Source organism: Bacteriovorax stolpii (assembly GCF_002872415.1).
Lineage (GTDB): Bacteria > Bdellovibrionota > Bacteriovoracia > Bacteriovoracales > Bacteriovoracaceae > Bacteriovorax > Bacteriovorax stolpii.
Window position 1 is genome coordinate 2,819,388 of sequence record NZ_CP025704.1, and the last position, 15,579, is coordinate 2,834,966.

The window sequence follows — 15,579 nt, forward strand, 5'->3', positions numbered from 1 at the left end:
AGCATGTAGATTAAATTAATTTTTTTAAGACTGCAATCAGCTCCGGGCTCTCGATGAATCTTTCATGTGAGGCCGAAATTTCATAAGTGCGAATTTCTCCTTTCACAATTCCATCCCATCCAAGCAGAGGATCGCTGTACCATCCTACTTTCTCGACATTGGCGCGAATCAGGTCAATATCACCTTCGTAGCGCTTTTTAGGATAATACTTCCAAAGGGCCTTGTAATTCGTTGACTCAATCTCATGCAGTAAAGCAGGCAGAGGCGGAAGTTTCCCAAAAAATCTGCAAACTGAGATTTGAGAATTAAGGAAAAACTTCTTTGATTTTATCAGCAATGCACTTTTTACTTTCTCAAGAAAAGTGCGCTCGTCTTTTTCGACATAATTTTGAAGATCTAAATTAGGTCCAAAAGTGTCGAACATAATAAGTTTTTCAATTTTTTCACCGGCATCCATAAGCTGAATCGCCGCTTCAAAGGCCACCATCCCCCCCATTGATCCACCAGCAAGTAGATAAGGTCCTTCTGGCTGAATAAGCCTGATTTCTCTTACGTAAGCACGGGCCATTTCTTCAACGGTCTGCAATGGAAGATCATTGGCATTTAAAAGACCTACCGATTGTAAGGCCATTAAAGGCCTGTCATTTTTTGCGGCCGGCATTAGGGTGATGTAGTTAAGAACGTTTCCGCCCACTCCGTGAAAACAGAAAAATGGATTTTTCTTTCCTGAAGCTTTAATAATGACCAGTGATTTATAAATTTGAAGTGTCTGAGGCATTACATTGGCCGCTGCCTCATAGACAGGCACTGATGTCTTCTCAATCTTGCTGTAGACAACTGTTTTAAAGCTTTGAAAGCTAGAGGCTTCAATTAGTAGGGCCAGTGGAAGATCGAGATTATATTTCTCAGAAATCTTGGCGTACATTTGAACCGCAAGAAGTGAGTTTCCGCCGACATCAAAGAAGTTATCACTCGCCTTTAAATCGCTGATGCCTAACACATCCATCCAGGTCTTTTTCATGAATGTATCAAACTCATCCTGAATGCTGGCAACTTCACTCACTTTAATTTGAGCTAATGGCTGCATTTCAACCGGAGCATTTTCTGCGATCTTGGCTGCATTCATCTTCGTTAATGTCTTTTTATCAATCTTTCCATTTAACGTCTTTGGAAGATCATCAATCGCAATAAAGTGCGATGGAATCATATAGGCCGGAAGAACTTTTACCAACTGCTCTCTTAATTTTCTTTCTTCTAAAGTCTGTTTGCTCTTAATGTAAGCCACAATTCTCACGTCACCAGCTCTGTACTCGCTAGTGATCGCTGCTGCTTCTAAAACTCCATCAAGCTTAGCAATTTGAGCTTCAATTTCACCAAGCTCAATTCTGTAACCGCGAACCTTGACCTGTCCGTCATTTCTGCCCAGGCATTCTACTTCTCCGTTTGCTCTAAAGCGCGCCAGGTCTCCTGTCGCGTACATTTTAGCACCCGGAATAAATGGGTCGGCCACAAAACGCTCTTCTGTCAGGTCACTTCTGCCAAAGTAGCCTTTCGCAAGACCAATTCCTCCAATGAAAAGCTCTCCACTCGCTCCAATCGGACGGTGTTTATGGTTTTCATCAAGGACGTATAAAGTTGTATTGTCGATTCCACTTCCAATCGTAATCACTTCGTCAGTTGGAAGCAGGCGCTTACAAGACGACCACACTGTCGTCTCTGTCGGCCCGTACATATTCCAGACTTCAAGACAAATTGGAGTTAATGTTTTTGCTAAATCAATTGGGAAGGCTTCGCCTCCGCAAAGGATTTTAAGCGACTTGTCGCCTTTCCAGCCTGAAGCAAGAAGCAGTCGCCATGTCGATGGAGTCGCTTGCATCACTGAGATTTTTTTAGTTTCTAAGATTTTCTTTAGAACCTGTCCATCCATTGCTTCCGAGCTGGTTGCCAGATAGATGCTTCCACCAGAGATTAATGGAAGATAAAGTTCTAAAACGGCGATATCAAAACTTAGGGTTGTGACGGCCAGAAGTTTATCGTCATTTTTCATCAAGTTCTTATGTTTCATTCCCAATAAGAAATTGATGACTGATAAATGTCCTAGTTCAACACCTTTTGGTTTTCCAGTTGAACCGGAAGTATAGATAACGTAGGCCGTATCTTCGAGTGAACTTCCAACATCTTTTAATTCATAATCGTATTTAGGATCGGTGATGAATTCTAATGTTAAAAGATTTTGCTTTATTAAAAAGCGCGATGCTAGTGAGCTTTCTGTAATAAGAGCTTTTGGATTAGAGCTCTCAATCATGTAATCCAGGCGCTCCTGAGGGAAGGCCGGGTCTAATGGAACGTAACCAGCTCCTGCTTTAAGAGCTCCGAAGATGGCAATTAATAAATGAAAATCGCGTGTAAGAGAAATACCGACCAGGTCTCCTCTTTTTACACCTGACTCAATCAGCTTATTTGCACAGCGAGTGGATAATTTATCCAGCTCCCGATAAGTCATCTGACCTTTAGAAGTCTCAATTGCAACCTTTTCCGGATTTCGTTTTGCATTTTCCATAAACAGCTTATGGAAAGGAACAAAAGTCGACATATCGCTGGCAGTGTTGTTCCAGTCCTTTAGGATAAGTTCCTGTTGTTTAGCCGGAATTGAATCAACATGCTTTAAAGGTATATTTTGATTTTTAAACAACCCGTCTAAAACATGGAAGAAACAATCTGCAAATCTCTCAATTGTTTCCTGCTTGAAAAGATCGATGCGGTATTCGAAACCACCTTCAATTTTATCAGTTCCGGCATTGATCCATAAATCTAAATCAGTATGAGTCGAAGCGCGGTCAATCTCGACGAATGAATAAGGTGATCCATTTAATAAAGGCACTCTCTCCGTAATGTCTTTATATGAGAAAAATGTCTGGAAAACCGGAGAACGGCTGGCATCTTTAATTTGCGGCATCTGGTTTAAAATGACCTGAAATGGCACAAGCTGATGATCCAGAGACTCCGTCGTATTTTTAGAAACAATTTTTAAGTTTTCTTCAAATGATTTTGAATGATCAATCACTGACCTTAAGGCCAGCGTGTTCACAAAATAACCGATAGTCTGCATGACTTGTTCGTGGTGGCGTCCTCTCACCGGAATCCCCACAATCACATCACTTGCTCCGTCTTCTTGATCCATATAGCGGGCAATGGTTGTCTTAAACGCCGTCAGCATGACGTTAAACACAGATGTCTGATGGTTTCGAGCGTAATCGCGCACCAGCTTGGCCCTTTCTCCCGAAAGAGTAAATGGAATACTCGCCCCATTATGTGAGGCCACTAAAGGTCGCTTAAAATCCACCGGCAATTCTAAAACAGGCAGCGGCAGAGAAAGTTTTTCTTTCCAGAAATTGACTTCATGATTTAGACCACCGCTGGCAATTAAATTCTCCAACCACACAGTATAATCAATATAAGTGTTTTCAGGATCTTTATTAAAACATGGCACTTCACCTTTTACCAAGGCAGAATACGCTGTATTTAGCTCTTCAAAGAAGATTTCAAAACTCCAGCCATCCCAGATTGCATGGTGAACCACAAAAGAGAAAATATAATCATCATGCCCCAGCTCATAAAGCTTTGCTTTAAAGAGAGGTGCTTCTGAAATATTAAAGAGGACTTTCGCGTCCTTTTTAATTTGGTTGATGGCCTCGTCTTCACGGGCCTTCACGACCTCAAGACGCGGTTTAAACATCGCTTCGTTTTCGCCCAGGACTTTTTGAACCAACATCCCCGATTCCATCTTTAAAACAGTTCTAAAAGACGGGTGTCTGGCAATCAGGCAATGAATTGTTTTTTCCAGCGCATTTTTATCGAGTTTTGACTTCACTCGCATTGCCGCCGGAAGATTGTGCATAATTGTCGATTTATTAACGCCTTCTAAAAACCAAATTTGCAGCTGGTTTCTGCTGACGCTAAAGCTATTTAAATCAGACTTCGCGATCACTGGAAGGTGTACTTCACTTGTGGCCGCGGCCTTCTCCAAATGACTGGCAAGAGTCATGATTGTCGGGTAATCGTTAATATCTTTAATTGAAACAGGTCTCTTTAAAAGATTTTTTAACTGAAAGACCACTTCAATCACATAGAAAGAGTGTCCACCGATAGCAAAAAAGTTATCTTCAACACTGATGTCATTTTTATGAAGAATTTTTGACCAAACGTCCTTGATCACTTTTTCTGTTTCTAAATTTCTTTTTAGTGTTTGGGCCGGCTCTGTTTTTTCAGAAGGAGTCACTTCGACAACTGTGTTGCCTGAAGCAATCTTGGCCGCATTCATCTTCGTTAATGTCTTTTTATCAATCTTTCCATTTAACGTCTTTGGAAGATCATCAATCGCAATAAAGTGCGATGGAATCATATAGGCCGGAAGAACTTTTACCAACTGCTCTCTTAATTTTCTTTCTTCTAAAGTTTGTTTGCTCTTAATGTAAGCCACAATTCTCACGTCACCAGCTCTGTACTCGCTAGTGATCGCTGCTGCTTCTAAAACTCCATCAAGCTTAGCAATTTGAGCTTCAATTTCACCAAGCTCAATTCTGTAACCGCGAACCTTGACCTGTCCGTCATTTCTGCCCAGGCATTCCACTTCTCCGTTTGCTCTAAAGCGCGCCAGGTCTCCTGTCGCGTACATTTTAGCTCCCGGAATAAATGGGTCGGCCACAAAACGCTCTTCTGTCAGGTCACTTCTGCCAAAGTAGCCTTTCGCAAGACCAATTCCTCCAATGAAAAGCTCTCCACTCGCTCCAATCGGACGGTGTTTATGGTTTTCATCAAGGACGTATAAAGTTGTATTATCGATTCCACTTCCAATCGTAATCACTTCGTCAGTTGGAAGCAGGCGCTTACAAGACGACCACACTGTCGTCTCTGTCGGCCCGTACATATTCCAGACTTCAAGACAAATTGGAGTTAATGTTTTTGCTAAATCAATTGGGAAGGCTTCGCCTCCGCAAAGGATTTTAAGCGACTTGTCGCCTTTCCAGCCTGAAGCAAGAAGCAGTCGCCATGTCGATGGAGTCGCTTGCATCACTGAGATTTTTTTAGTTTCTAAGATTTTCTTTAGAACTTGTCCGTCCATTGCTTCTGAGCTGGTTGCCAGATAGACGCTCCCACCAGAGATTAATGGAAGATAAAGTTCTAAAACGGCAATATCAAAACTTAGAGTTGTAACAGCGAGAAGTTTATCGTGAGGGGCCATGAGATTTTTATTCCTCATCGCCAATAGGAAATTGATCACTGATAAATGCCCTAGCTCCACGCCTTTTGGTTTTCCAGTTGATCCAGAAGTGTAAATAACATAGGCCGTATCATTAAGAGATGATTTTACATCTTTTAATTCGTAATCAAGGGCACTGTTATTAATAAAATCAGAAATCAGATGCACTTTGGTATTCAGAAAACGAGGTGCAAGGCTTTCTTCTGAAAGGAGCGCTTTTGGACGAGCGCTTTCAATCATGTAATCCAGTCGCTCTTGAGGGAAGGCCGGGTCTAATGGAACATACCCTGCTCCTGCTTTAAGAGCTCCGAAGATCGCAATTAATAAATGAAAATCGCGCGTAAGAGAAATACCTACCAGGTCTCCTCTGCCAACACCCAATTCCATCAGTTTATTTGCACAGCGAGTGGATAATTTATCCAATTCTCCGTAAGTCATCTGGCCTTGTGATGTCTCAATCGCCACCTTTTCAGGGGTGATTCTCGCATTTTCCATAAAAAGTTTATGGAAAGGAACGAAACTCGACATATCACTAGCGGTATTATTCCACTCTCTTAAGATGAGAGTTTCCTGGTGGCGAGGAATGGGCGAAAGATTTTTTAGGGCAGTGCCTTTATTATCAAAAAGGGCATTTAAAACATGGAAGAAACACTCTTCAAATCTTTCGATTGTTTCTTTCTTAAAAAGATCTACACGGTACTCAAATCCCCCTTCAATCTTTTTATCACTTGCTTTAATCCATAGATCTAAATCAGTATGAACGCCTTCTTTATCAATATTGATTTGAGTGTAAGCCGTGTTGTTTAACATCGCTCCACGGTTACTTACGTCTTGGTAAGAAAAGAATGTCTGAAATAAGCCAGGGTGGCCGTTTTCTCTAATCGGCGCCACTTTATTAAGCACCATTTGAAAAGGCGCAAGCTGGTTATCAAAGGCCTCGAGAGCGGTTTGAGTGACAGCTTTTAAGTTTTCTTCAAAAGAATGACTTAGATGCAGGGCCGATCTAAGAGTTAAGGTGTTAACGAAATACCCAATCGTCTGCATGACTTCATCAGAAGGTCTTCCACGCACAGGAATCCCTACGATAATATCTTTGATATCCGACTCTTGATCAACATATCTAGCGAGAGTCACTTTGAAGGCCGTCAAAAAGACATTAAAGAGCGATGAGTTCTGCTCTTTAGCGTATCTTCTAAGTTTCGCCGACTGATCTGCTGTAAGGGTAAAGAAAATGCTTTTCCCGTGATTATTGGCCACCAACGGTCGTTTGTAATCAAGCGGAAGCTCTAAAACGGGAAGAGTTCCCCTTAGTTTATTTTCCCAAAAAGAGAGCTGAGAAGAGATTTTATCCTGAACAATGTGGTTATTTAACCAGCTTGTATAATCAATATATGAGACTTCAGGATTTTTTTCAAAAACAGGATTTTCTCCTCTGATCAAGGCAGAGTAAACAACATTGAGCTCTTCAAAGAAAATATCAAAGCTCCAGCCATCCCAGATTGCATGATGAATCATGAAATAGAAGACAAAATCTTCATGCCCAAGCTGATACAACTTGGCCCTGAACATTGGGGCTTCTTCTTTATTAAAAACATACTTTGACTCTTTATCTAAAAGAGCATGAATGTTTTCTTCTTTGGCATGCAGAAGCTCAAGCTTAAAATGAGACACTAAGTGTGAATCATAAACTTTTTGATTAAGCACTCCATTTTCAGAAACGATGGCCGTTCTAAGCGATGGGTGCCTATTCATTAAGAATTGAATTGTTTTTTCCAGAACTTTTACATCCAGTGCACTCTTAACCCTGATTGAGGCAGGAAGATTGTGCATGGTCGTATGAGAATCAAGCTCCTCTATATACCAAATCTGTTTTTGATTATGACTTACCGGAAAAGTCGTAAGTCCGGTTGGAGTGATTTTAGGAAGCAGAACCTCTCTCGATTTCTCCAGAGTTCCTGCGATATACTGACCCAACTCCAGGATTGTTGGGTATTCAAAAATATGGCGGATATTAATCGGCGTTTGGAACTCACCTTCCAGCAGTGCCGCCACTTCGATGGCCAGGAGCGAATGTCCTCCAATCGCAAAAAAGTTATCGTCTACGGTAATGGCGTTGTCTAAAAGAACTTGAGTCCAGATGCGCTTAATTTTATCTTCAATTTCAGGATGGCGCTTAGTGACCTTCTCTGCCTTTTTCTCTGAAACTTCTTCAGTTTTATCTGCCGGAATTTTTAAATTAGGCAGGTTAAAATCCAAAATCCCTTTAGTTGAATTTTGAATCACCAGATTCATCAAATCAATGTAAGACGAAAGCCAGTTCTCAATCGTTGCTAAACTAAAAAGATTCGTATTGTACTGGCACTCTAAAATTAATTTATCACCGGTGCTTACAGCATTGATGAAAATTTCGAAGTTATCATACTCTCTGGCAATAGTTGTATATGAAGCCTTTACGTCCTCAAACTTGAGCCCCTGATCTGGCGCTTGTTGATCAATATTGAACACCACATTTAAAAGCGGCATTTGAGAAGGATCGCGCTTAAGACTTAAATCTTTAACCAGAGGTCCATATGAATAGAACTGATGATCAAAAGCATCCAGCATTTTTGATCTTGTCGATTTCATATATTGATTAAACGGGGTGTTTTCTTTAATCGTCGTTCTCAGAGGAAGAAGATTAACCATGTGACCGATTAACTCATTTTGCTCCAGCGCCGGCTGAGAGGCCGAGGCCATACCAACCACGATGTCTTCAGATTTTGAAAGTTTAAAAAGCAAAAGATTAAAGGCCGAGATCAAAGTGCTGTAAAAACTGCACCCTTGAGAGTTCCCAAGTTTTTTCATTCCTCTGACTGTGTCCACAGGAATAACCATGTCGTAACGGGCACTATTAAATGTCCTGAAGCTTGGTCTTTTATAATCGATTGGAAAATTATTTGTTTTTAACGGCGTTTTGAATTCATTAAGCCAATATGACTTATGCTGGCTATTTAATCCATTTCTATATTCATAAACAGCAAAGTCAGCAAACTGAGGAGTTGCTTCAAGAAGAATTCTCTGCCCTTTACAAAGGGCCACATAAAACTGGCTTAATTCCGTTAATAAGATCGCCAGGGACCAGCCATCACATACAATGTGGTGAGCAGAAAAAAGAAGTGTGTAACTTGATGAAGATGTTTTAACTAAAGTGGCACGGTAACAAGGCCCACGAACCAGATCATATTTAAATTGAACTTCAGCTCTTTTTAAAACTTCCAGCTCACTTCTACTTCTGCCCGTGTAATCAAGAAACTTGATTGGTGTTTCTTGGTAAGCCTTAACAAAAAAAGTTTTACCGTCACTGCTAAAAGCAGCTCTTAAGGCATCGTGTTTTTTTATCAGTTCCTGGTAAGCAAGATTTAAAATGTCATGGCGAAGGTTTCCGTCAAAATCAATCGCAAGCGACTCATTATAACATAACGTCGCTTGCCCATCCATAACGATTGAAGCCCAGATTTCTCTTTGCGCTTCTGTTGATGGCACGGCCTTTACCAAAGGCCCTGATTCGAATGGATCGTAAGTGACCTTTTTCATTTTATCACCGCTCGAGTCCTTATACACCACTCTATCCCTTTAACTTGAAGTACTCTCCTGCATTTTCTGGATCTTCAACGAACCACGCAGGGTTTCCTTTTTCATCTCTACCAATCTTGGCTCCGACCATTGGGGCACCTTTTTGATCGAAAATTTTTGGATCCAGATCGATATCAATAGTTGCATTATTCGTTAGGAATAAGCCCATTGCCTGCATTTCTCTTACAGACTCTTTAAACGCATTTAAGACTTCTGCGAGCTCCGCATCTGTGTGCGCCAGGTTTACGAACCAAGGGAATCCGTCATAGACGTGAACACCTTTATATCTTAAAAGAGCAAAAAGGATTTCACCACCGTTAATATCCGACTTCCACTTTGGTTTCATAAGCGATCCAAAGTTGTCCATCTTAATTGGTGCTTGTTCTGTAAGTAAGAACAAGTTTAAATCGTCTACAAATTTTTGGGCCTTTTTGTTCAATTGATCAAGACGCTCTACTCCACCTTCTTTTAAAATTTCCAGTGCACCTTTTGCTGCTGCAAGTGCCAATGGGTGACGGACAAATGTACCTGCGAAATAAGTCACTCCTACCGTTGGTGTTGACTCATCTCCGTATTGCCAGTGCCCTCCATCAAGTGCATCCATATACTCTGTCTTTCCTGAAACGATACCGATTGGCATTCCACCACCGACGATCTTTCCGTATGTACAAAGGTCTGCGCGTATTCCGAAATACCCTTGGGCCCCTGCTGGGTGAACTCTAAAACCAGTGATGATTTCATCAAAGATTAAACAAGTCTTGGACTCAAGAGTGATTTTTCTCACTTCTTTTAAGAATTCTTGTGGGTGAAAGTCTGAACGTCGGCTTTGCACTGGTTCAACTAAAACGGCAGCTACTTCATGGGCCATTTCTCTGATTTTTTGTAGAGATTCTGGTGTTCCATAATCTAACACGATCATGTTTGAAACTGCTTCACCGTTAATTCCCGGAGCAGCTGGGTATGACTTCCCGTTTTTTGCTCCTCTTAAAATAACTTCATCATTGATCCCGTGGTACGAACCACTAAAAACGATGATCTTCTCTCTTCCTGTAACAGTTCTGGCAATTCTCATTGCTCCTAAAACGGCCTCTGAACCAGTATTACAAAAAGCTGTTCTTTCATTTCCAGTTAATTCATTAACCAGGTTAGACACTTCAGCAACCAATGGGTGCTGAGGTCCAAGCTCAATCCCTTCCTCAATCTGGCGAAGAACGTATTTTTTAATTCTCTCGTTTCCATTACCAAAGAAGTTAGAACCGAAACCACAAGTCATATCGATATACTTGTTGTCATCTAAATCCCAAAGGGTTTGCAAGTATGATTTCTTCACAACGATTGGGTAAACGATTTCTTTGCTCTCTGGCTTAAATCCCGTTACGACACGTGGATCAGCATGGTTTACACGGTTGTCCTGCGTGAATTTCTTTGAACCTTTTGTTTTAGCAATATATTGATTAAAGAAATTTTTAACTTTTGGATTCTCTAGCAGTTTTAGCTCTGAGTTTTTCTCTGCAATGATCCTTGCTTGAGCACCGAACGCTTCTTTAACATTCGTTACGCTCACCTTTCCTTTTTTAGGAGCTTCTTCTTTTGCTGCAGGAGCTTGAGGCATTGCCTGAGAAGCCGTTGGTGCAGGGATTTGGATTTGTGCTTGAGGAGCTACTGTTTGTGTCGCAGGAGAAAGAGCGGCCATTGGTTGACCACTTAAAAGCATAATCTGCTGAGACATTAACTCAAGCTGACGGTTGATGATTGACTCTAGCCCTGTCCCCGTTGTCGCTGGGCTCAGAGTTGGAATGATCACATTATTTTGTGCTGGTATTGGTGCAGTCATGACTACTTGTTGCTGAATCGGAGCTGGAGCCGCCGGAGCTGGAGCAATACTTGCTGCAGAAGCAGGTGCCGGAATTGCCGGAATCTGAACTTCAGGAACAGGACTTGCCGCTGCTGGAGCATCAACCTTTATATCCACTTTATCAACTAAGTGATTAGCTAACAGGTTAATTGATGCATAATCTTCCATCAATTGCCTGAAAGTGATATTCACTTTTAATTCTTTCTTTAATAGAAGTGCCACCTGAGTGAGAAATAATGAATCCATTCCCATTTCTAAAAAGGTCACATCATTGCCATAGCTTCCGACTTCCATTCCGGAAGATCTTTCGAAAATCTCGACAAGAGTGTTTTGAAGAGCGGTTAATTTTGCATTCATAGGCTTTTCCTCAGTGCGGGGTTCTGATTTTGTATATAAAGTTTTAGTAAGAGCTTTTTTCTTGTGATCAAGCCACAGCCTGTTTTCTTCAAAGATATAAACAGGGGCAATCACCTTTCTTCTGTCGCTTTCTTGAAATTGAATCGATGGATCGCTTACCTTGAGTCCTGACAACCACAGGTCTCCAAGGGCCTTATTAAACGACGCCATTTCTACTTCAGTCTTAGCACCCATAAGAGTGACGATCTTAGCGTCTGAGCCTGAGACAAAACTCATCTCTTTCTTTGCCAGATTCGTCAGGATATTTTTTGTTCCTACTTCTAAAAGCAGGATATTCTTTTGTCCTAAAATCTTATTAATGGTACGGGCAAACTGCACCGTATCCACAATATGATTTGCCCAGTACGAGGCTTCCCCAAAAAGATCCGACTCAAGATTAGTCGTCACTGTTGAGTACATGCTTGTCGTTGGTTTATTGAGAGTCAGTCCTTTTAAGAAAGCCTCAAACATTTCAACCGCTGGCTTCATCATGCGCGAGTGGAAGGCGTGCGATGTTTTAAGCTCAATCGCTGCAATTCCTTCCAGGGCCAGCATTTCTTTTAATACCAGAACCTTTTGAGTTTCTCCGGCCACGACACATGAAGCTGATCCATTAACGGCCGCGATATCTAGTTCAAGATTCGCCAGACGCTTTTGCAAGTCCTCTTCAGGCATTCCTACTGAAAGCATCATGCCTGTTGGAAGTGACTGCATGATCTCTGCTCTCTTAGCAATAGCACGCAGACCATCTTCTAATGAGAAGACTCCATTCATTGTCGCCGCTACGAACTCCCCAATGCTGTGACCGATATAACCTTTAGGATTAAAGCCTAAAGCTTTGAGAGTCATCGCCAGTGAGTACTCGACGATAAAAATTGCTGGCTGAGAGTAGAAGGTATTATTTAAGCTCTCTTCCGAGCTCTCACTCAGAATAATGTCTTTAATATTGTACGAAAGATGCTTATTAATCAGTGTGCAACACTGATCGAATAAATCTCTAAAGACAGCGTTGGCCTCATAAAGACCTTTTCCCATTTGCTTATAATGTGAGCCTTGCCCAGGGAACATAAAATAAAGTTCTGGAGTTTTAGTGAACTCTCCAGTTCCTGAATTGGTCCCGTTAATTTTGGCCAGGTCATTATGAGAGCTTGCCGAAATAAAAGACCTGAACTTGTAGTCCCTTCTTCCCGTCTCAAGCGTATAAGCAATTTTCTTCCACTCGGTGATGTCTGATTTTTGTAAGAAGTTCAGAAGCTCGTCTCTCATCAGTTTCATCTGTTTTTCAGTTTTAGCTGAAATCTTAAAGAGTGTCGGGCTCTGATCGTGAATTGAATTTGAAGCTTCCGCTTTATACTCTTCAATAATCACGTGAGCGTTTGTTCCCCCAACACCAAAAGAAGAAATCCCCGCCCTTCTCGGCCCCTGAGTTTCAGGGAAAGGACGAGTTTCATTCGTAATGATAAAAGGAGAATTATCTAAATCTAATAGTGGATTTGGGTTATGGAAATGAGCCGTTCCCGGAATCATTCCCGTCTTCACGGCCTTCACTGCTTTCATAAAGCTTGCCACACCAGCTGATCCTGTTAAGTGACCAAGGTTGGATTTTAATGAGCCAAGATAGCAGTAATTTTTGGCTGCCGTTGATTTTCTAAAAGCTTTAGTTAAAGCTTCTACTTCAATCGGGTCTCCAACAGGAGTCGCTGTTCCATGGGCTTCAATGAAGCCAATTGTATCTGCAGTGATATTTGCGTCTTTTTGCGCGCGAAGGATGGCCTCAGCTTGCCCCATTACACTTGGAGCTGTGAAACTCATCTTGTTGGATCCATCGTTATTGATCCCAACACCTTTAATGACTGCTAAAATATTATCGCCATCTCTTTGAGCATCAGAGAGTCTCTTTAAAACGACAACACCACCGCCATCAGTGAACACTGTTCCCGTGGCCTCGCTATCAAATGAACGGCACTCACCGTTTTTCGTTAAAATCCCGCCTTCCTGGAATAAGTGTCCAGTGTGAGGAGCTCCAGAAATAGAGATCCCTCCGGCCAGGGCCATGTCGCAATTTTTTAAACGCAAGCTATTAACTGCTTCAATGATGGCCACTAAAGAAGTTGAGCATCCTGTATGAATTGAAAGCGCTGGTCCTCTAAGGTTTAATTTAAAGGCCACACGTGTAGCAATATAATCTTTTTCCAGACCAAGCATGACATTGAAGTCGCCAATCATGGCCACTTTTTCCGGGTACTGATCAACCAGGCGGTTGTATTTCGAGTTCCCCATTCCAGCAAACACTCCAATAGATCCCTGGAAGTTTTCTGAGGTGTAACCCGCAAGCTCCAGACCTTCGTGAGTAAGTTCCAGGAATTTTCTTTGCTGAGGATCCATCAACTCTGCTTCACGCGGAGTCATCCCAAAAAATTTGTTATCAAATGATTCTTGCCCCGGGTAGACACCTTCGGCAAAAACATAATTTGGATCGTTGCTCATTTCTTCTGAGACATCCGGATTGATTTCATCTTTTGAGAAAATTTCAATACTGCTTCTTACGTTAATCAAGTTCGTCCAGAACTCATCAACATTTTTGGCGCCCGGGAATCTTCCGGCCATACCGATAACGGCAATATCATTTGAGATAAGACCTGTGTTCAGGTCATCTCTTTCAAACAGAGCATCTAGTTCATCTCTTTCATTATTCATGAAAGCGGCAACCTTTCTAATGGTTGGCAATTGGAAAAGATCGACGACTGTCAGCTGTTTTTCAGATACGAGATTGATGTCGATTAAGATCTTAATGGCCATCAGCGAGTTACCGCCAAGGTCAAAAAAGTTATCATCAATACCGATTCCCTGAATTTTTAAGTATTTTGTCCAAAGCTTTAAAAGCTTCGCATGAGTTTCATTTTCAACCTCCGCGTACTCCACTGAAAGATCTGGTCTCTCATTGCTTGGAAGCGGAAGATTTTTATAATCCACTTTCCCCGACGGAGTCAGAGGAATAGCTTTTAATTTAATAAAGTGAGACGGTACCATATACTCAGGAAGCTCCAGGCGAAGCTTCTCGCGAAGTTCACCGATTTGAGCATTCCCTGTGATATAAGCACAGATCACATTTTCTTCGTTAAGTTCGACAACCTTAACCACACCGCCATCAACATGCTTTTGCTTTAGAAGAGAGACTTCAATCTCCCCAAGCTCAATGCGATAGCCCCTGATTTTAACTTGTCCGTCTTTTCTTCCCAGGAAAACAATATTGCCTTCCGGGTTTACAAAACCGATGTCACCCGTTTTATAAATGCGCCCTAGTTTTTCATGGTCTAAGAAGCGCTCACTCGTTAGTTCTGGTGAATGAAGATATCCATTCGCCAGACATGTTCCTGCTAGGTATAAATCCCCTTCCACACCATCTGCGACAGGGTTTAGGTTTTCATCAAGGATATGAACTTGTGAGTTTTTAATGGCCTTTCCGATTGTTGGAAGCCCTGGCCATGCGTCGGGATTTCCTTCAAGAGTTAAGCTTGTTACAACGTGGGACTCACTTGGTCCGTAGTGATTATATAAGAAGGCTCCATTTAGTTTTTTAAAGAAGCTTCTGATGTTTGAAGTAACTTTTAACTGCTCACCAGCTGTCGTCACTTCTTTTAAATTCAAAGGAATCAAGTTGTGAGCAACGGCCACTTCAGAAAGGTGGTTAAGAGCGACGTATGGAAGAAAGAGTCTATTGACGTTTTTCTTGATAAGCTCTTTTAAAAGTGCGTGAGTGTCTAAGCGCATTTCTTCGCTGATTAACACCAGTTCTCCTCCCATCGAAAGTGTCGAGAACATTTCCTGAAAATGAACATCGAAACTTAACGGAGTAAACTGCAGTGTAATTGTGTTTTTATTGATCGTCTGCTCATTTTGCCATTCGATTAAATTCACCAGTGCTTTGTGATTCATCGAAACACCTTTTGGGTTTCCGGTAGAACCGCTGGTGTAAATAACGTAAGCAAGATCAATGTTTTTTGCATCAACGATCACTCGCTCCTCAGAAGCGGTATCGAGATTCATTTTTTCAAAACATAAAACATCTGCACGAGAGTCAGCAAAGATATTTATGAACGTTTCGTGGGCAATGATTTTTGAAACGCGCGAGTGCGCTACCATGTATTTTAAACGTTCTACTGGATATTCAGGATCAAGCGGAAGATAAGCAGCTCCGTTTTTTAAAATAGCGATCACTGTGGCCACTAATTCAAACGAGCGCTTCATCGAGACACCAACCACGTCACCAGGCTGAACACCGTTGTCTCTTAAAACATGAGCAATTTTGTTGGATAATTTTTCTAACTCAAGATAAGTGCACGCGCGATCCCCCATCGACAATGCAATTGCATTCTCTTTTTGATCAGCTGTTTTTTCGAATAACGAATGGATGAACAAGCCTGGGGTCCTGGTTAAAATTGCACGAATGACTAAA

At 41.6% G+C, this 15,579-nt stretch carries 2 protein-coding genes; both read right to left on the minus strand.

Translation table 11 applies throughout. From position 1 onward, the window contains the following. Nucleotides 1-10: 10 nt before the first annotated feature. Entirely contained in the window at nt 11-8,833 is an 8,823-nt protein-coding gene (locus C0V70_RS13890; protein WP_158649692.1) for a non-ribosomal peptide synthetase, read from the minus strand. Nucleotides 8,834-8,864: 31 nt separating this feature from the next. Continuing rightward, nucleotides 8,865-15,542: a type I polyketide synthase gene (locus C0V70_RS13895; protein ID WP_102244465.1), complete on the minus strand. Its 6,678-nt coding sequence runs from the start codon at nt 15,540-15,542 to the stop codon at nt 8,865-8,867. Nucleotides 15,543-15,579 lie beyond the last annotated feature (37 nt).